Here is a 19864-nt window from a genome sequence, read left to right as displayed (position 1 = left end):
TTCCTCTACGAGGTGCAGAATATCCAGCCCTCGAAGAAAGGGATATAGACACGGTATCAATTCTTTATGACGAGTTGTTAATGAATTCTTACAGCGTTCCGATCAGTTCGTCGATCAATTTGCCATCGCACTCGAAAAACGCAGCACTGAACCGGGACAACTCACCATATAAAGCAAGTGCGCACTCCACGACCTCGGCGCTTCCGACACCTGCCTCGACAGCCTCTTCACAGGCCTGCGCCAAAGAGCGACCCAATTCCACAGCGAAGCTGGCGAGATGGTCGGACAGAAACGCTCGCGAGGCCACGAGGGCCTTCTTGCAGCCAACGTCGTCCCCGTCGCTAAAAGCACCGGCAGCCCTTTGGGCCATCTTCGCCATGAAATCGCATTCCGTGGCGATATGATCGTCAGGTTCTGACCCCTTCTTCCTGGCAGCGAGTCCCCATGCGGCATAGGCCTCGCGCACCGCCAGAGTAGACGGCTGAAACACCAGGCGCTCTCCGGTCACATATACCGATTCCCAAGGAGCCACCCGCGTACCCACGCCCATGAAGCACCAGTTGAATGCCCGCTCGGCGTCGGCAACGCCCCATCGGTCAATCGCCGCCGCAACCGCACGCCACTGCCCAACCAGCGACTGCCCGCCGTCTTCCTCGAACAGCGCCAGCACCGTCTCCCAGTCGGAAGAGCCGAGAACCGATGCAGCGTCGGCATCGAGTGCATCGGCCCACGCCCGCGCCAGCAGCGTATAGACCGCCTGACGCCCCTGCAGCGCAGCTGCAACCGAGGCGGAATCCATCGCATCGTCTTCCACTACCGTCTCCTTCCTTCTCGCCCGGCACCTCGCCAGACGCAATGAAAAGCACTACCGAAAACGCCGAGCCGACGGGAGGGATGTCGGCCCGGCGCAATGTACAGGGGCAGTGCGACGATTATCAGAGGGAGAGGTGCCGCAGCGCCCCGGTAGCAACTAAACGAGCACTGAAGCCCAATCCTCCTCCAGCGCGGCCGGCTTGGCGTCGATGGCCAACGACGGGGCCGTGTCCGGCTCGGGCAGCACGGCAATCTTGTCCACGGCCTCGGGATGCTTCGCGCGCAGCTCCTCGATATCGCCGAACTCCAGCGCGCGCATGGGACACGATGCCACGCACATGTTCTCCTCGCCGTTCTTGCGTAGGCTCAGACAGGCATCGCACTTTCCGGTGATCTTCAGCTCGGGAAGATACTGGGGTACCTCGTACGGGCACGACTTCACGCAGGTCTCGCAACCGATGCACACTTCGTCGTCGTGCTGGGTGGTGCCGTCTTCATCATCGATGTACATGGCTCCTGTCGGGCAGTTCGCCACGCACGCAGGGCTCTCGCAGTGGTTGCAGGTATGGGTCAGGTGGTAGAGCATCGAAGTGGGGAAATCACCAGTTTCGAAGCTATCCACCTTGCGGTAGATGATGCCGATGGGAAGATCGTTCTTGTCCTTGCAGGCCACCTGGCAGGTGCGACAACCCACGCAGCTTTCCTGGTTAAAATAGAATCCCTTGTGTGCCATGGCCTATTCACCATCCTCTTCGAAGAAAACCACCGGGGCCTTCTCAACGTCGTTCAAAATGTCGCCCGTGTATTTCTCAACCTTGGCAATGGCGCTGTTGTAGCCCGAGGTACCCTGACCGGTCACCACACCGCCAGTCAGCGTGTTGGACGCACCGCCCACATCGGCCTGAGCCGCCTCGTCGTACTCATACCAGCCGCCCCACGGCACCACCAGTGTGCCCGGCATCTGACGCGCAGTGACGGACACCTTACGCACAATGGCGCCGGTAGGACTCGTCACTTTCACGGCATCGCCAGTCTGAATACCCAGATCTTTTGCGTCAGCTGCAGCCATGATCACGGGGTTCTCGATGGTCTCGCGCAGCTGGGGAACGTTGTCCATGGTGGACGCCACGTCACGCAGGGTCTTCAGGCAGAATACCTGGAAGGGATACTCGCCCTTCACCCCTGCCGCAAAGTCAGAGAACGTGGCCTCGTAGCCCATGGCCTTCTCCTTGTACACGGTCAGCGGGGACACTTCGCCGTAGCCCATAGCGCTCAGCGTCTCGCCCATCTTCTGAGAGTAAATCTCAAACTTGCCGCTCTCGGAGTTCTCGGAGGGATTGGCCTCGGGGTCTTCGCGGAACGCCTTGAACGGAATGTGGGTGTAAGTGTCGCCATCGGTGCGGTGCACGGTAACCACGCCCGTCTCCCAGAACTCCTTCAGCGCCACCTGCCCTTCCTGCGGCTCGCCTTCCACGCCCCACTCGTCGATATCGTCCTGAGTGATAGTCACCAGCGGAATGGGAGTCTCGCCGTCGGCAGGATCGAACACCGTGGAACCGGCGATCTGGTTGAACAACTGCTGCTTCTCGCTACCGCAGTAGAAGTCCTCCTCTTTGAAGCCGAACAGGGGAGCCAAGCCGCGCACGACATCCTGGTCGCTGCGAGCCTCATACAGCGGATCGCATACCGGCTGAGCCAGCGTAATGGTGTCGCGACCGCCATCGGCCGAGATACGACCCGCACGCTCCCACGGCGTGGTCACGGGCAGCACAATGTCGGCGTAGATGGCCGGCGGATTCGGCGCCCAGGCATGCGCCACCACGAAATCCATCTTGCGGAACACCTCGATGCCCTTGCTGATGTCCTCGTTGGAACCCAGCCAGCCGATGCCCGTGGCATACAGCACGTGAATGTCGCAGGAACGCTTCTCGGCGATGGGGTTCAGGTTGTCGAAACCATAACCAGGCATACGGCCGTTGAAGGTATACTCCCCCTTCAATACCGACTCCCACAGCTCGCCGGTGTTGATGCACTCGTCCAGCGCGTTCTCAATATCGGGATTGCCCGACGATCCTGTGGAGAACAGGCGCGGACCGCCATCGGCCGTCATGGCATCGCAGCAAATGCCGCACATGTGGCCTTCTTTACCGAAGTGGCCCGTCATAGAGCCCAGAGTCATGAACATCTGGGAAAGGTGGTCGGTGTCGTGGCGACGAGCCGGCGCCCAGGAGGTGACGATGGACACCTTCTTCTCGGGCTTCAGCTCGTAAGCCAGGTCGCGAATCTGCTCGGGGCTGGCACCGCACAGCTTCGAAGCCCACTCGGGTGTTTTCGGCGTGCCGTCATAGGTACCCAGCACATAGTCGCGGAAATTCTCCTTCGGATCGGCGCCCTCGGGCATGGAGTCGGCATCGAAGCCAATAGTGCAGCGACTGAGGAAGTCCCAATCGATCAGGGGGTTGCTCGCCGGGTCGTCCTCGGTGATGAGCACATAAGCCAAGCCGAGGATGAGCGCGTCGTCCTGGCCGGGGTAGATGGGAATCCACTCGGCGTTCAGCATGGCGTAGGAATCGTTGTAGCGCGGGTCGACGGCGATGAACTTCGCGCCGGCCTCCTTCACCTGCTGCCAATACCACGACTGGGTACCGCAGCCCGACCAAGCCGGATTCACGCCGAACATGACCACTGTCTCGCTCTTCGCCATGGAAAGACGATCAGAGGCCGTCACCTTTCCATGATGATGGTAGCCGTTGAAGCGCGTGCTCAGCGAGTAGGAACCGAATGAATGGGTGCTCCAGTAGGTGGTGTAGCCACCGAGCTTGTTCAGCAGCCCCGTGATCTCGCCATGGGCCAGAATGGAGGCGGGACCATAGGTGTCGATAGCCTTTTGCAGCTCGTCGTGGATGATTTGCAGCGCCTCGTCCCAGCTGATGCGCTCCCACTCGTCCTTGCCGCGCATTTCGCCGTTGGGGGCATCGGGGCTCCAACCCTTGCGCTTCATGGGATACTTCAGGCGGTCGGCAGAGAACACGTGCTTACGCTGGGACCGTCCGCGCAAGCAGCCGCGACGCTGGGGATGCTCGGCGCTGTCCTCGTGGGAGTCGTCGCTCTTCTGGCGCAGCACAATACCGTCTTTCACCAGACCCATGTTGCGACAAGCGGCAGTTCCGCAACCCAGCCAGCAGGCTACGGGAATCCATGTCGCACCCTCCTCGGGATTGCCGGTCTCCGACAACTCCACGGCATTCTCGCTCTGAGGGCTGCAGCCGGCCAGAGCGCCGGTCAGCGCCGTAGCGGCAGCCGCGGCGGCACCAGCCTTCACGAACCCGCGCCGGCTCACCGTCGTCTGGGTCGCTTGTTCCAGATAACCCATCTCTCAATCCTCCTCTTCGTCTCGAGCGCAGGGATTCGACCCCGCGATGGCGAAAAGATACCCCCCCCCCCGCAGAAAGAGCCATAGACCAAATCTCATAACTTTCCGACAAGTTATTGCGGAAATCTTACTTGCTGCAAAAGACAGCTTCCAAGAAACCCACTTCTTACGCCCGGGAAGAGAATCGGTGCAGTATGATATAAGAAATCATGAAAGGTTCTTTTTATGACGGAAATTGATGGTTAGAAAACGTTACTCGTATATCTTGACGAAGCAGGTGACACATATTTCGGTGACTCGGGGACCCGTTTCTTTCTCTATACCGGCCTCGTTTTAACAGGCGAGAACTTTCCTCTGCACAGAGCGCTGCTCGAATGTCGCTACGCGACCATTGCGGCACAGGGGCGATTCAGCAACAGTCACGAGCACAATGATTATTTTCACGCTACGGAAGACTCGCTCGAAACAAGAGAGCGTGTTTTCTCCACGTTGAAAAAGCATTCGAGAGATGCGCGCGGCTACGCGGCGATACTCGAGAAAGCGGCCTTAGCACCAAACCGGCAAACGCCCGAGGAGCTATTCCAGACCGCCGCAGAAAGCCTCCTCAGCACCCTTGTAGCTGCAGAGATTCGCGATGCCTCATACAGTCATATCAGCATCATGCTCGACTCAATTCCTGTGCAAAAGAAGCGCAGGGCAATCGTCGGAGCCCTTAAACGCGCGTTGGCAACGGTGCTCGAAGGAACCGGCATGACCTTTACGGTTATGCCCATGGCATCTAAAAGCGATCTGGCCCTCCAGGCCGTCGATTACTATGCTTGGGCGCTCTATCGAAAATGGGAGTCGAACGACCCTTCGCAGCTAGCACGACTTGGCGATGGCTCAATTCGCACCATCCGGGTAGCACCCTCGCAGGCGGCCACGCGCCCCAAAAGCAAAACGACCTCCCCAGCTATCCATAAGGAAGAGCAGCGGAGCTCTTATCGCTGGGGAGGAACCTTTTCGCATCCATCATAACACATCACAACGAAACCGAGCCGCTCTTTCCTAGGCCTCGAAAGGCTGCGCAAGCTTTAGAAACAGCCATAAATCAAATCTCATAACTTTCCGACAAGTTATTGCGGAAATCTTACTGCGCGGCGTTCTCCCAGTTCCAGGTCTTGTTGGCATTGCGTCATTATTTTTCCTTGCCGTTTCCTCCGGCCTCTGAAATAAAGTAGACTTTACGCAGGGGAAATCTGCGGTCCGACGAGAGATCGAGGGGGGCGGCTCCATGCGCATCAAGCTTCGTACCAAAATCGCCGTGCTCGTGCTCGGCGTGGTCACGGTGTTCCTGTGCGCCAACGTGCTGTGGGAGTCCAGCCGCGGAGCCGAGCTGGAAGAAGCCGAGCTGGTGCAGCAGGCCCGCGCGCTTTCGGCCAACATGGAGGCCGTGTGGGAGTTCATGAACCACAACCAGGACAAGATCAACTACGACAGCGCTGGCAACTTCGAATTCAAGGGACTGCAGTGCTCCATCGCCGGCCGGTCGGTGGGCGCCTACTTCACGCGCGACACCGACTATTCCGTGCGCTACGTGAGCGACACGCCCCGCAACCGCGCCGATGAGCCCGACGCCTTCGAGCAGACGGCCATCGATGCCTTCCGCGCCGACCCGGACTTAAACGAGTACTACACTTTTGCCGAGGTGGACGGCCAGCGCGTGTTCCGTTACGCCGAACCCATGGCGCTCGTGCAGAGCTGCCTGTCGTGCCACGGCGAACCCGCCGGCGAACTGGATCTTTCCGGGTACCCGCGCGAGGGGTTTGCGCAGGGCCACGTGTACGGCGCGCTTTCCATGGATATTCCCACCGAGGCGTTCGTGGCCGCCTCCAACGAGAACGCCGCCTTGAACATCGGTTTCTCGCTCGCCCTCATCGTCGCGTGCGTCGCCATCATTTCCATTGCCATATCCCACCTGGTCACACGGCCCCTCGCCCAGGTGCGCACCGCCATGGAGGATGTCGCCGAGGGCGATTACTCCGCTCGTCTGCCCCAAGATCGCTCGTCCGACGAGATGGCCGTGCTGTCCTGCGGATTCAACCAGATGACCTCCCAGCTGGAAAAGACCACGGGGCATCTGGAGGAACTGGTCGCCGAGCGCACCACGGCGCTGGAGCACGCCAACGCCGAGCTTGCCCGCCAAAGCGCCGAGCTGGAAAAGGCCAACGAGGCCCTGACCGAGGAGAACCAGTACCGCAGTGATTTTCTGGCCATGATGAGCCACGAGCTGCGCACGCCCCTGGCCGCATCCATGGCCTTCGCCGACATTTTGCGTGAGCGGCGCGCCGTAGAAGGCCAGTTCGGCACCGAGGACGAGCGGCTGTGGCACGAGATGGAGAGCAACCACCGCACCCTGCTGTCGATGATCAACAACATTCTGGAAATGGCGCGCATCGATGCTGGGCGCGAGAGCTTCCGCCCCGAGCTGATGGATATCGGCGATGTTATCGGGCTGCTGGAAAACACCATCGCGCCCCTGGCCGACCAGAAGTCCATCGCCCTGGAATACCGCATCGGCGACGTGCCGCTGTTCGTGGCCGACGCCGAGAAGCTGCGCCGCATCGTGGAGAACCTGATGAGCAACGCCGTGAAGTTCACCCCCGAGGGCGGGCGCATCGTGTTCTCGGCGGATCACCAACCCGACGAGGGCGCCATCGTATTCGCCGTGGCCGACACCGGCTGCGGCATCCCCGAGGCGAGTCGGGCCACCATCTTCGACCGCTTCGTGCAGGCCGACAGCTCGTCGTCGCGCGCCTACGGCGGCAGCGGGCTGGGGCTCGCCCTCGTGCGCGAGCTGGCCGAAATGCACGGCGGCTCCGTCAGCTTGGAAAGCACCGTGGGCGCCGGCAGCACCTTCACCGTGTGCATCCCCGACAATATCCCCCTTATAGGAGGCAACGAGGTATGACCCACTGCCCCCAAACGCGCTCGGGCGCCTTCCCCACAGCAGACGCCCGTCACACCATCAACCCACCGAGGAGGACCGATGGATAAGATCATGCTCATCGACGACGATCCCAGCTTGCAGCTGGCGCTGCGCCATCTCGTCACCGACGAGGGCTACCTTTTCTGCTGCGCCGGCGACGGACGGGAGGGCCTGGCATTGCTGGAGCAGGAGCGCCCCGATTTGCTGCTGCTGGACGTGATGATGCCCGGCATGAACGGCTACGACGTATGTACGCGCCTGCGCGAACGCGGGCATCGCGTGCCCATCATCTTCCTGTCGGCGAAGGGCGATATCGTGGACAAATCCATCGGCTTCAAGGCCGGTGGCGACGATTACCTGGTGAAGCCCTTCGACAACAGCGAGCTTCTACTGCGCATTGAGGCGCACTTACGCCGGCACAAGGGCGACTTGGCCTTCGCCCGAGCCAGCGCCCAGAACGGCTACACCACCATCGGCGACCTGTCCATCTCTTTCGGCAAGTACACCGTGGAGAAGAACGGTACGGCGCTGGACCTCACCAGCAAGGAGTTCGAGATTCTCGCGCTGCTGGCCGCCAACCCCGGCCAAGTGTTCACCCGGCAGCAAATTTACGAGCACATCTGGGGCGAGGGCAACGCCGTGGACACCAACTCCATCACCGTGTTCATCCGCCGCATCCGCGAGAAGATAGAGGACAACGCCAGCCAGCCGAAGTACCTGCTCACCGTCTGGGGCGTCGGCTACAAGTTCGCGGAATAGCCTCCGCATTCCACCAGAACGCTCCAGCGATGGAATAGGACAGTATCCGCTATATACGCGCTAGCAAATCTTCAGGGCTTGGCAACACCTTCGCATAAGCCTCAGGCAGCTCGTCACCAAGGCGGTACTCGCTTACGCCAATGGGGGCATCCATGGAACGAAGCGAGTATTCGGCAACTACGTCGTTCTTCGTCTTGCATAGCAAAAGGCCAATGGTGGGATTATCCCCCTCTCTGCACATATCCCCATCGACTGCGGCAACGTAGAACCCGAGCTGGCCGTTAAACTCTGGTTTAAACGGCTCGTTCTTCAGCTCAATGACCACGTAGCAGTGCAGGCGCACGTTGTAGAAAAGCATATCGATATAGAAATCGTCCCCGCCTACCACAAGATGGTATTGTCGACCAAGGAAAGCGAAGCCGGTGCCCAACTCCAAAAGAACGTTGGTAAGATTGTCCATCATGGCCTGCTCGATATCGCGCTCCTCGGCAGTTTGCCGCGCCGTTATGAAATCGAATATGTAGGGATCTTTGAAGGTCTGCTCCACCAGCTCGCTTTGCGCTGGCGGCAACGCCTGAGAAAAGTTCGTGACCTTCCCAGCTGATTCTTGGCGCTCATAAAGATGCGTGGCGATCTGATGGTTGAGAATCGAGCGAGACCATCCATTGTCGAGAACCGCCTTGATATATTAATTACGCCGATCGCCTGGAGCCGTTTTATCCAAGAGCACCATAACGTGCCCCCAAGGAATTGTGCAGCAGCTGCTGCACAATTCCTCATCGATTTCTGCGGCAAACTTCTTCATGTACTTAAGATTACGCACCGAGAAACCCGCTATACCCGGAAAAGCTGCTCGGATGTCGCGCGAGAGCGAGTCGATATGTTTGCTCCCCCATACAGCACGCTTGTTGAGTTCGGAGCCAATACGCCAGTACAGCTGAATAATCCTGGAGTTAACGTCTGAAGCGGCCTTGCGCTGAGTTTCAGCTATATCAGCCTTGATCTTCTTGAGAACATCAATATATTCCGAATCATTAGCAAGCATAGCAACTCCCATGATCGAATTAACCTCTACGCATCTTTGCCCGCACATACTTTTTCAGCAAAAGGCGACCCCCAGCAGCGAAGCGCGCGCTCACCGTCTGGGGCGTCGGCTACAAGTTCGCAGAGTGAGCGCTAGAGCCGTTCGACCCCCACGCAGCTCACGTCGTTCAATTCGCAGATCGCGCGCAGTTTCTTGTCGAGAGTAAAGAGCGTTGCTGCGTTGCGGCGAGCCAATACGAAATAGATCATGTCGTAAACGGGATGGTTGTGGCGTATGGCCTCATTGATCGCCTCCGCAAGCAGTGGTTCTGTGTCGGCATAATAGTCAACAAGTTCAGCCGCCTTCCAGAAAAGGCGCAAAGCGTCATCTTCAGAAATATCTCCGATGGCCGCGTACTTCCACGCGACGTTGCCCATTTCCTCAAGAAAGAGTCGCGGGGCCACAATACGTTCGGGCTTGCTGAGAAGCAAACGGAGCGCTGCGCCCTCTTCAGTGTTCTTAGCTATAGCCACTGCCGCATTAACATCGATAACAACCATGCGCGTCCGCCTTACTCATCGAAATCAGGAGAGTCAACCGACGACAGGATGCGCTCGGTGCGCTCGTCGCGCCCTTCGTTCACGAAGGCGACGATATCCTCAGCAGTCGACGGCGCACCCTTCCAGTCTATCTCATCGAAATCGGCGAATACCCGCTGGCGCCTCTGGACGCGTTCTTCGCTGACGGTACGCCTGAAAGGCCACGGCTCTTCAAGGCGGCGCGGAAATACCTCCCGGCTCCCCGATGCCCCGAAATTATCCCGCCCTTGCGCGCTGCCCGAAAACACTGGCAACTCGGCAGCAGCCAGCATCTCCTCCACGGCGATGATAGTTTGCTGGGCAATGGAGCGGTGGTTGCGCGCCGCGTATTCCTTCAGCTGGTCATACAGTGTCGCGGGAAAATCCCTCACCTGTAACGCTGGCATATTGGCCTCCTTCGCTCATCTTCTATTGCATGCATTATACCTACTTTTTCATGCAACACCAGAGAGAAGGTATCACGGAGGCAATCTTCCCTACTCCAGCTTATAGCCGAAACGCCACACCGTCTTCAGGTGCACGGGATTCGAAGGGTCGGGCTCTATTTTCATGCGGATGCGGCGAATGTAGACGGGAATGCTAATGTTGCTGCTCTCGTATTCCTCGCCCCAGATGGCCTCGATGAGGTCCTCGCGAGTGAATACACGGCCGATATTGTCGGCCATGAGCGCCAGAATCTGGAACTCCTTCGGGGTAAGGCCCACGGCCCTGCCGTCCAGGGTCACCTCGCAGCGCAGCGGGTCGATAGACAGGTCGCCTATGGTCACCGTCTCGGTGAGCTTCTTGGGCTCAGCCACTCCGGCAAGGCCGCGCCGACGCAGCAGGGCCTCCACGCGCAGCAGCAGCTCCTCGTCGTCGAAGGGCTTCACCACGTAGTCGTCGGCACCGGCCCGCAAGCCGCACGTCTTGTCGCTGACGGCCCCCTTGGCCGACAGCATGAGCAGGGGTACTTCAGGACTGATGGCGCGCAGGGCCTCGCACACCTCGATGCCCGAAAGCCGCGGCATCATCACATCCAGAATGGCAAGATCGGGCCTCTGCTGCATGAACACCTCGATAGCCTGAGCGCCATCGGTGGCCATGCAGGTCTCGTAGCCCGCCTTGCGCAATATGATGTCGAGCGCCCCGCGCAGCGCCGCCTCGTCGTCGGCAACAAGAATCTTCGTCATGGGCAGCCTCTCCTTTCGCCGCAGCCCGTCGCGTCAGTCGCGCGTATCGTCGTCATCGCCGATGCGCGACGCTTCCCCTCCGGTGGGAAGCATGACCGTAAACGTGCTGCCCTCTTCCAGCTTGCTCGATACCGACACCGATCCTCCCAGACTCTCGGTCAGGCTCTTCACCAAAAACAGGCCGATGCCGCTCCCGCCACTATGCTCCGCCTGACCCACCTGCGAAAACTTCTCGAAAATGTGGGCCAGGTCGCCCTCGCTGATGCCCATCCCCGTGTCGGCAACTTCCATACGTATCCAGCCGGGCTCATCAGGGTAAACCGCGAGACGCACGCTGCCACCCGACTCGGTAAACTTGATGGCGTTGCTCACAAGGTTCAGCAGAATCTTGCGAAGCGCCTCTTCATCGGAGTAAATGATGGGCACATTGTAGTCCACCTCGTGGCTTAAGCGCACGCCGCGCTTCTGGGCCAGCGGCGCACTGGTGGCCATCACCTCGCCCACCACATCGAACAGGTCCGTCTCGTCCCACTGCAATTCGAGGCGTCCCGCATCAAGCCGCGCCACATCGATGGTGTTGTTCACCATCTCCAGCAGCTGCGCGCTGCTCTGCTTGATCTCACGCACAAACCGTTCCTGGGCCTCGGGGCTGGTCTGCCGCTCTTTCTCCCAGATATCCGTGTAGGCGATGATGGACGTCAGCGGCGTGCGCAACTCGTGGCTCATGACCGCCAAAAAGTCGGATTTCTGCTGGCTTTCCCGTTCAAGCTGACGGTTCGCCCGCTCAAGAGGGCTCGACACCCACAGCTTCATAGCCAGCAGCAATACAGCCACGATGGCGGCGGCAAGCAGGCAGAAGAAGCCCACCGACCGCACGAATTCGGCATGCGCCTCCTGCACGTAGGAATCCACGGGAATAATGATGCTCACCGCCCCGGCCACGTCGCCCTGCTCCATACCCTCGCGCAGGAAGCCCGTTTCGTCGGGCGTTCCCGCCGGATCGCCGTGGCATTGCAGGCAATTGCGCTTAACGGGCAGCACCGAGGCGTACCGGAACACGGGACGGCCCTCGTACTCGGCCATCTCGTAATGCTCGTTGGCGCCGCCCACGGTGAAGTGGTTTAGAGCCGTCTGCTCGAAGCGGTCGGGAACGTCGGTGGAGGAACGGGGGTTCTCGCGCACATAGCGAATGACGTAGCCGTTCGATTCGCGCGTGAAGCGCTGGGCGATGGCCTTGCCCGCCATGGAACAGTAGATGCCCTTGAAATCGTAGGAGCCGTCAGCGTTGTAGTTAATGGCCTGCTGGGAGTCGTCGATGTAGTTCCACACCGCCCGCATCTCGATGTCGAGCGTGCGCGCCTCGGCCAGAGCCTTGCTCTCAACCGCCGTATTCTGCGCAGACTGGGTCCACACCACGTAGGCGGCAGCGGCCACGGCGACCACCACCGTCACCGACAGGATCAGCTTCAGCGAGAGCCGCTTGGCGCCTATCGTTTGCGCTCCCATAACACCCCCTTGCCTTCCCGTACCCGCGAAATGCGACGGCGCACCCCTCGAAAAGGAGTGCGCCGATCAGGCCCTATGCGGTGCTCTTACGCCAGCGAGTCGATAGCCTCGCTCACTATCTGGCGTCCCTGCTGCATCAGATTCATCATCTGGTCAAAATTGTGAGCAGCCTTTCGTCCCACATTCTCACCCTCATGGCCGTAGGTGTAACGCAGATACCAGCTGCCCTTCGACCAAGCCATGCGCGCCTCATCAAGCGTCGCCTCGTCCACATCGCCCGACGCCACAGCCTCGGCGATCGCGCTCTTCAGCGTCTCGAGGTTCTCGCGCATCCACAGCTGGCCTTCAGCCAGTTCGTCTTCCTTGCCCAGTACGAATTCCTTCATGGCCTCAGGCGATTCGATCCCCTGATTCTTGTGGCACGTCAGGCAGTACTCCAGTGCGACAGGGTTCTCGATGGGAGAACCGGAGGCATCGTGGCTCGTATACACGGTACCATCCTCGGCCGTCGTTTGCGGCATATGACATGACGCGCAGGTCAAGCCAAGACTCTGATGATTGCTTCCCTGGAAGTTCTCCAGATCGACCACAGATCCGCCGCCGTAATACTTAAGTCCCGTTTCCTCGTCGTACTTGGTGATGTAGCCGCCTTCTCCACCAGGCACCGGCTTGGAAAGGCCCTCGGCCTCAGAATCCAGGAACGTCTGGAACAGACCGTCGGCACTAACGCCATTGCGGTAGATATCGATGGCATCCCAATCGGTCTCCCACAAGTTTTCGGACGTAGCGCTGTGGCACTGGCCGCACACCGTGTCCTTCTCGGGGAAATCGTAGCTCTTGGAAACCGCCTTGAACGTAAGGTTCGTAGGCGTCAGAATGTTGGCCGGATCGTCCTCGTGACAGGTGCGGCAATCCCAGAACTCCATGTTCGGGAATTCGTCCTGATAGCTCGCCATGGGAGAATCCATCACATCGGTGCTGGTGCCGTGCGCCTCGGTGATCTCTTTGAACCACGAAGAATGGCAGCCCATGCAACGCACTGAATAGGTTGCGTCCGGGATGAACGCCTCCATCTCTTCCGCGAGCAGCGCATGGCTATGCGAGCGATCGTCGCCGTCGCGCTCCTCGATGACGTTGGCGCCGTTCAAGAACGATGCCGTCTGCAGCGGGTACACCTTCTCCCAGTCGGCGATGTGGGACACGCCATTCGCCCCTACGGTTACCTCAGGCGTCGTCGTGCCTCCCGTAGCCGGCGCCTTCGAGTCGGCACCAGGCGACGTGGAGCAGCCGGCCAGAGCCATACCGCCAGCCACAGCGCCGCACAGTGCCACGGTAAGAACCGCCACGCCCAGCTTCTTGCGTTCCATAGCTTCCTCCTTCTCCCTACAGAATGCCCTTTTACGATGACAGAAGTCTATCGCCGCTGAAGACTTGCCCGCATAGAGGGAGATTTGCATTGCGATTGCGAAATCGCAATAAACGAACAGTCACCCGGCCAGAGCCATAATTTCCTCAGAAGAGTATACGAGGGCGCAGCGAGCACACCCATATATGATTCCTTGCAAGTTATTGCGAAATTCTTACTGTTTGGACGTGCCCGCAGCATCTGCGCAATTCCCACGGACTCGAGCTTTCCAACCAAAACGCCCCCGTCGCCTCAAGCGCGACGGGGGCGTCTCGTTTGCTTACTTAACCGCAGCATGCGAACCCTAGCCGATGCCGCCGTAGAAGATGCCCAGCACGATGACGAGCGCGGTGATGCCCACGAACACGTAGCGGGTCATGAAGGTGAACCACTTCCCCAGAGGCTTCGCGCGGCCCGTTTCCGCCTGCTGCTTCGCGAAGCCAGCCGGGCACACCCAGAAGAACATGATGGCCGCCAAAAACGCGCCCACGGGAATCACGTAAATGGAGATGACGTCCATCCAGTCGCTTACCGAACTGCCGTTTTCCAGGAACAGGCCCACGGCCACAGCCAGCACGGCCACCACGCCCACCGACGCCGCACGCGACAGGCCCGCCTGCTCCTGCAGCGCCTCAACCGGCGCCTCGAACAGGTTCATAAGGCTCGTAATGGCGGCGAACACCACGGCCACGAACAGAATGATGGCGAAGATGCTGCCGAAGGGCATCTCCTGGAACACCTGGGCCAGGGTGATGAACAGAAGCGGCGGCCCCGAGGACACGTCAAGCCCGAAGGCGAACACAGCCGGCACCACCACGCACGCAGCCACCAGGCCCGCGATAGTGTCGAAGATGGCGACGTTCTTCGCGGCGTCCACCACGTCCACGTCCTTCTTCAGGTAGCTGCCGTACACCAACGTGCCGCACCCCGCCAGCGACAGGCTGAAGAACGCCTGACCCAGGGCGTACACCCAGGTAGTGGGATTCAGCAGCGCCTCCCAGCGGGGCACCAGCAGATACATATAGCCGGCATCGGCCCCCGGCAGCGTGGCCACGCGAATGGCAATGATCACGAACAGCACGAAGAACAGCGGCATGAGCACCTTGTTCACACGCTCGATGCCGCGGGACACGCCCAGAATCATAATGCCGAAGGTAATGGCCAGCCCCAGCAGATGGAAGCCCACGTTGCCGAAATCGGACGCGATGCCGCCGAAGAAGGCCCCCATGTCGGGCTGTGCCATCAGCTCGCCGGACAATGACGAGAACAAGTAGTGGCACGCCCAGCCAAGCACCACGGCATAGCCGATGGCGATGGCCAGCGAGCCCAACGTGGGAACGAGGCCGACGATCTTGCCGATGCGGCTGCCATTCCTCACGCCGCGCATCTCCATGGCGCGACCGAACGCGCCCATGGGGCCGCTGCCAGTGGCGCGACCGAAGGCCATCTCGCCGATAACGCCGGTAAAGCCCAGCAACGCCACGAAGATGAGGTACGGGATGAGGAACGCCGCGCCGCCCAGCTGGGCCACACGATACGGGAACAGCCAGATGTTCGCCATGCCCACCGCGCTGCCCACGCAGGCCAGAATGAAGCCCGTGTGCGTGGCCCACGTGTCGCGTCGACCGCCCTTGCCGCCCGACGGGCCCGCGCCCGCCTCCTCGCCGACCTCGATGGCCCGCGCCTCTTCCGCAACGATGTTGTCGCCTCTGTTCACCACAACGTCCTCCTTGATTTTTCGTGCTCTCCATCATAGCGAAAGGAGCCACGTCAACAAGTACATTTCGGCTAGAAGGACGAATCTCGTGTCCGCGCCTACCGTTCCTTTGTGCAGGATTTTTCGATTGGGAGAATCCCAGGAAGCTAACTTGTGCAGGATTTTTCGGTTAGAAGGCTCTGCCGCGGGCAATCAGCCGCCGAGAAGTCTACCGATCGGAAAATCTTGCACACTTTCCAGGTCGTCGTCAACAGGTTCCTTGGCAAAGGACGCCCCGCATCGGCTTCAATCGGTCTCGGCCCCTTATCGCCCGCACGAAATCCCACGCGCACGAAACGGACGCTCAACTCGCGCGCAGAAAACAGGCAGTCACCGAGGGCAGCATCGGCCCCAACGTCGCCGACGAGCACGCTCGCCCAAAAGCAAGCGATTGCCCGCACATCAGTGAGGAAAATGCCGGCGATGAAATTTGCCGACCTGGTAACGTAATTTTCGATGGACGCTCGCATGCGCCTCAGACCGCTTTCGGCGTCTTTTCCCCGCACGATAGGAGGTCCTGTCGAGCAGTTTCGTGCATTCCTTCGTATCTTGGAATTGGGAGTTTGTCAGCGTGATCGTCTCAATGCCGTCGACCATAAGGCCATCTCGCTTACGGGAATCGCGATCTTGCTGTTCGGCGCTTGCGTGAGAGTCGCGCCCGTTGTACTCAATGCCGAAATGGGCATCGGGCCAGTAGAAATCAAGAACAACCCAACTGGATCGAGTAATCTGACGCGCCCTCTCCGAAAGAGCAACGGGAGCATTGATGAGCGCTTCTGCAATACCGAGACCGCCATAGCACTCCGAAGTAAACGCGACGGCGGCGAGCTCTGTCTCCATCACAGAACCCGACTTTGCGCGCACCTGCTTCGCGACTGTCCTCGCAAGTTTCGCCCCCCTCGCACCGCGTAAACGGGTCGTGTAGGCGATCAAACGATTCGGCGTTGTGAGAGGTCGACGCACCAGAGGAACGTCCTTCTGCGTCATACGGGGATAGCAGCCGCACATTTCGTAACCCAATGCCAGCAATTCACCGAAAGAGAGGGAGGAGGCCATCTGGACAAACACCAGTTCGGGAGCACAAATGAACAACCCCTCCGCCAGGCGCACAAAAGACCCTCGCGGAAAATCCAGGCGGCTACGATGGCGCGCAATGAGCGCCGTGCTTTTCACTCCCGCCTTATCGTCATGCAGAATATGCCAGGGCTGAGCGTCGAACTCGTCGGTGCAGTCCCTGAGGCAGAAGCGCAGCTCGGGCATCTTCGGCAGAAGGTCCAGCGTGCCGCAGACGTCCCGGTCGGTTATGGCGCAATCGCGCAGCACCATCGAGGTTTGGTAAAGACTCGACGGGAACAGATCCGCACTTGCCACTTTCCCCATGCCGTGAAACTCTCGAAGCGAGAGAGGACGCAAGATTGACCATGCTCGCCAAAAGCGCAGGGCGGTAAGATGACTGAGATAAATATTCATGGCGGAAACTTTAACGCAAGATGGCCAAATTGGCCCTCCCCCTTGAAAGCTATACGGAAGCCCCATCCATGATCGTTTCCATTATCTTTAGACGAATACAGTGCCAAATCCAAGCAGGCTCTTCCAGCGCGGAGTACCTAGCGGGTCACACTGAGACAACATCGACTTAAGCCAACGGCCGTTTTTACGCCATGGGTCAAAACTCGCCAACCCGTTTTCTTCATGTCAGCGACCCTCGTTCTAATGAGCAGAATTTGACGTTAGGGAGAGTCTCTGCGAGCCATTTGTGCGAAATATTGCGTTAGGAAGAGCCGAAAGCATCATTTCGGCCATTTGCGAGTCTCCCTATCGCAATATTCTGCACAAGCCCCCGCGGACAGCCGACAAAAGAACGAACAAGCGCTTGGCCATAGCCGGCAATTTGCAAGGGCTTGCCCGTGGTCGGCAATTCACGAGCGCGGCGAACGGCAGAGGCCCCCTGACGGAGTACCCACCTCTCGCAGAGAAGGCCACGCGAAGCGGCGCGGCGACAGAGCCTTAGGGCTTCAAAACCCTACTGGCTTCACTTCGTCGAGCCAGGCGACTACCTCGTTGTGAGACCGAGTAGGGCTGCGGCACACCGCAGCGCATCGGCGATACTCTCAGCGGAAAACCCTTCTGCTACTAAAAAGAAATCCGTAACTTTTATAAAGAAAAATGCCGCCGACCATCGTTCGTTGGTCGGCGGCATTCATTAGCACCCCGGGAATGGCGTCGTTCAGCGCTTTTACACGCTAGCCTCCACCACAGCGGCGATGGCCTCGGCGTGCGAGCGGGCAGCGGCCGGGTCAACGGCCTCCACCATCACGCGCACCACCGGCTCGGTGCCGCTGGGGCGCAGCAGCACGCGGCCATCGTCGCCCAGGGCCTCCTCGGCGGCAGCCACGGCGGCGGCCACGGCCTCGTTGCCATCCACAGCATGCTTATCGTTCACCCGCACGTTGATAAGTGTCTGCGGCATCTTCTCCATCACGCGCACCGCTTCGCCTACGGGCTTGCCGGAGCGCAGCACAGCAGCCAGGAACTGGCAGGCCGTCATAAGGCCGTCGCCGGTTGAGTTGTGGTCCAGCAGAATCATGTGGCCCGACTGCTCGCCGCCGATGGAATAGCCGTGCTCGCGCATGGCCTCCAGCACGTAGCGGTCGCCCACCTTGGTCTGCACCACGTTGATGCCCACCTCGCGCATGGCGCGCACGAAGCCGAAATTCGCCATGACCGTGGAAACCACGGTGTCGCCGGCCAGCACACCGCGCTCGTGCATATCCAGCGCGCATACGGCCTCCACCATGTCGCCGTCCACCTCGGTGCCGTCGGGGCACAGCAGCATCACACGGTCAGCGTCACCGTCGTGGGCGATGCCCACATCGGCACCCGACTCGGCCATCAGCGTGCGCAGGGGCTCCAAGTGGGTGGAACCGCACTGCACGTTGATGTCCATGCCGCTGAAATCGTCGTTGATGACGATCACTTCGGCACCCAAGCGACGCAGAGCCTCGGGGCTCGTCAGCGAGGAGGCGCCATGGCCCGTATCCAGCGCGATGCGCATACCCTTAAAGCTCAGACCCTGACTCTCGATAGAACGCACCACGTGATCGATGTAAATCTCACAGGCCTGCTCCAGCGGCACGGTAACGCCGAGCGAACCGCCCGAGGGCATCGTGATTTCCGAAGCGATGTAGGTAAGCGCATCGGCCGGCGCCCCCTGCTCGGCTGCGACGCGGGCGCCGGCGTCGGCCACCTCGCGTGCACTGGCCACCTGACCCTCCAAGCCCCCGGCAGCAATGAACGCCTCAATGTCGTCCTCCACGGCGTCAGGCAGCTTGAAACCATGGGCATCGAACAGCTTGATGCCGTTATACTCCGGCGGATTGTGGGACGCGGAGATAACCGCACCGCCCGCCGCCTTCATCTCGCGCACCAGCAGCGCCACGCCGGGCGTGGGAATAACGCCGGCCACCAGCGCGGTGCCGCCAGCGCTCATGATACCGGCCACCAGCGCCGCTTCCAGCATGTCGCCGGAAAGCCGCGTGTCCTTGCCCACGACGATGGACTTCCCCAGGAATGTGGCAGCGGCCTGACCCAGGCGGTAGGCGAGCTCACACGTCAGCTCGACGTTCGCGATGCCGCGCACGCCGTCGGTTCCAAATAGTCGGGCCATGGCTACTTTCCCCTTCTCACGAATTCCTCATGCAGACGCACGGCACCGGTGGGGCGCTCGTCTGCGGTCATGCGGTTGTTCAGCTCGGCGGCGAACTCGTCCAGCGAGATGCCGTAGCGCTCCAACACCACCAGCAAATGATACACGACATCGGCCGCCTCGTAGCGCAGGTGGTCCACCGCCTGCCCGTATTCCGGCGGCAGCTGCACCGACAGGGCATCGTCCAGCTCGGCGTTGCCGGCGGCCGCCTCGAAGCCCATCAGCGCGGCAATGGACGACGTGGCCCAGCTTTCCACGTCCTTGGCCGCCAGCGCCACCTCCCCCGACTCTTCCATCACCTTCTTCAGCACTGCATCGGGCGATGCGGTCAGCAGCCGGTAGGTGTAGCTGCCCTCGCCCGCGTCGCGGCGCGCGGCAATGGTGGCGGCCAGGGCCTCCAAAGTAGCCCCGATCTGCGAGGCCGGGGCATCCTGCCCCTCGGGAATATACGTCTTATCGACCATAGGTGCACTGCTTTCTCTTCAGACCGCAACGTGATATACTACAGGGGCCAGCAAAGCCCGAGTGACCTTACACTCCGGTCGGGCGGCGCGGGTCATTGATTGGAAAGGGCTAGTTGCAGCTAGCCCTTTTTCTTTCTCTCCGCGTCATCCTCGCGCTTATGCTCCTTCCACGTTCTCCATACTTCAAGTATAAAGATGGCGACGTTTGCAACCATCGCCAACACGCTCAGAGTTTCATGAACTACATTCATAGGCAACACTCCTCTCGAAGCGCCGCCCACGTTCGGACTTTGCCAGCCTATCTATGATACCCGTACAACAA

At 60.2% G+C, this 19864-nt stretch carries 16 protein-coding genes and 1 pseudogene; 3 read left to right on the top strand and 14 right to left on the bottom strand.

The genetic code is table 11. The features are described 5' to 3' along the window. Nucleotides 1-88: 88 nt before the first annotated feature. The 3 genes from VIN30_RS02865 to VIN30_RS02855 all read right to left on the bottom strand — a co-directional run bounded on the left by VIN30_RS02865 (nucleotide 89) and on the right by VIN30_RS02855 (nucleotide 4186). Nucleotides 89-814 (bottom strand): TorD/DmsD family molecular chaperone, encoded by a 726-nt coding sequence (locus VIN30_RS02865; protein WP_338209136.1) that lies wholly within the window; start codon nucleotides 812-814, stop codon nucleotides 89-91. A gap of 156 nt (nucleotides 815-970) precedes the next feature. Next, the gene (locus VIN30_RS02860; protein ID WP_420915313.1) at nucleotides 971-1546 is read right to left on the bottom strand and encodes a 4Fe-4S dicluster domain-containing protein; all 576 of its coding nucleotides are present in this window, start codon (nucleotides 1544-1546) and stop codon (nucleotides 971-973) included. Nucleotides 1547-1549: 3 nt separating this feature from the next. Beyond that, nucleotides 1550-4186: a molybdopterin-dependent oxidoreductase gene (locus VIN30_RS02855; protein WP_338209131.1), complete on the bottom strand. Its 2637-nt coding sequence runs from the start codon at nucleotides 4184-4186 to the stop codon at nucleotides 1550-1552. A gap of 267 nt (nucleotides 4187-4453) precedes the next feature. Here VIN30_RS02855 and VIN30_RS02850 point away from each other — a divergent pair. The 3 genes and pseudogenes from VIN30_RS02850 to VIN30_RS02840 all read left to right on the top strand — a co-directional run. Beyond that, nucleotides 4454-5203: pseudogene (locus tag VIN30_RS02850) on the top strand (DUF3800 domain-containing protein); the annotation flags it as partial. 256 nt (nucleotides 5204-5459) lie between these two features. Beyond that, entirely contained in the window at nucleotides 5460-7136 is a 1677-nt protein-coding gene (locus VIN30_RS02845; protein ID WP_338209129.1) for a c-type heme family protein, read from the top strand. A gap of 78 nt (nucleotides 7137-7214) precedes the next feature. After that, nucleotides 7215-7913, top strand: a complete 699-nt coding sequence (locus VIN30_RS02840; RefSeq protein WP_326424006.1) for a response regulator transcription factor — start codon at nucleotides 7215-7217, stop codon at nucleotides 7911-7913. Between the two features lie 49 nt (nucleotides 7914-7962). Here VIN30_RS02840 and VIN30_RS02835 read toward each other — a convergent pair whose 3' ends face one another. From VIN30_RS02835 to VIN30_RS02785, 11 genes are all read right to left on the bottom strand, one after another. Beyond that, entirely contained in the window at nucleotides 7963-8460 is a 498-nt protein-coding gene (locus VIN30_RS02835) for a PDDEXK nuclease domain-containing protein (RefSeq protein WP_338209127.1), read from the bottom strand. 141 nt (nucleotides 8461-8601) lie between these two features. Then, on the bottom strand, nucleotides 8602-8970 hold the full coding sequence (locus VIN30_RS02830; protein ID WP_338209125.1) for a DUF1016 N-terminal domain-containing protein: 369 nt from the start codon (nucleotides 8968-8970) through the stop codon (nucleotides 8602-8604). Between the two features lie 119 nt (nucleotides 8971-9089). Beyond that, entirely contained in the window at nucleotides 9090-9497 is a 408-nt protein-coding gene (locus tag VIN30_RS02825) for a type II toxin-antitoxin system VapC family toxin (RefSeq protein WP_338209122.1), read from the bottom strand. 11 nt (nucleotides 9498-9508) lie between these two features. Then, on the bottom strand, nucleotides 9509-9922 hold the full coding sequence (locus VIN30_RS02820) for an argininosuccinate lyase (RefSeq protein ID WP_338209120.1): 414 nt from the start codon (nucleotides 9920-9922) through the stop codon (nucleotides 9509-9511). A gap of 90 nt (nucleotides 9923-10012) precedes the next feature. Continuing rightward, nucleotides 10013-10705 carry a response regulator transcription factor gene (locus tag VIN30_RS02815; RefSeq protein WP_338209118.1) on the bottom strand — a complete coding sequence of 231 codons (693 nt, stop codon included), beginning with the start codon at nucleotides 10703-10705 and terminating at the stop codon, nucleotides 10013-10015. Nucleotides 10706-10738: 33 nt separating this feature from the next. After that, the gene (locus tag VIN30_RS02810) at nucleotides 10739-12211 is read right to left on the bottom strand and encodes an ATP-binding protein (protein WP_338209116.1); all 1473 of its coding nucleotides are present in this window, start codon (nucleotides 12209-12211) and stop codon (nucleotides 10739-10741) included. Between the two features lie 86 nt (nucleotides 12212-12297). Continuing rightward, on the bottom strand, nucleotides 12298-13578 hold the full coding sequence (locus VIN30_RS02805; protein WP_338209115.1) for an ammonia-forming cytochrome c nitrite reductase subunit c552: 1281 nt from the start codon (nucleotides 13576-13578) through the stop codon (nucleotides 12298-12300). Nucleotides 13579-13920: 342 nt separating this feature from the next. Beyond that, entirely contained in the window at nucleotides 13921-15336 is a 1416-nt protein-coding gene (locus tag VIN30_RS02800; RefSeq protein WP_338209114.1) for a sodium-dependent transporter, read from the bottom strand. A gap of 438 nt (nucleotides 15337-15774) precedes the next feature. Then, on the bottom strand, nucleotides 15775-16842 hold the full coding sequence (locus tag VIN30_RS02795; protein ID WP_338209112.1) for a hypothetical protein: 1068 nt from the start codon (nucleotides 16840-16842) through the stop codon (nucleotides 15775-15777). A gap of 766 nt (nucleotides 16843-17608) precedes the next feature. Continuing rightward, nucleotides 17609-19039, bottom strand: coding sequence for a phosphoglucosamine mutase (locus VIN30_RS02790; RefSeq protein ID WP_338209110.1), 1431 nt, complete (start codon nucleotides 19037-19039; stop codon nucleotides 17609-17611). A gap of 2 nt (nucleotides 19040-19041) precedes the next feature. Further along, nucleotides 19042-19542, bottom strand: a complete 501-nt coding sequence (locus VIN30_RS02785; protein WP_326424022.1) for a phosphoribosyl-ATP pyrophosphatase — start codon at nucleotides 19540-19542, stop codon at nucleotides 19042-19044. Nucleotides 19543-19864 lie beyond the last annotated feature (322 nt).

Source organism: Adlercreutzia wanghongyangiae, assembly GCF_035989245.1.
GTDB classification, from domain to species: Bacteria; Actinomycetota; Coriobacteriia; order Coriobacteriales; family Eggerthellaceae; genus Adlercreutzia; species Adlercreutzia wanghongyangiae.
This window is presented reverse-complemented; position numbering and strand designations above follow the sequence as displayed.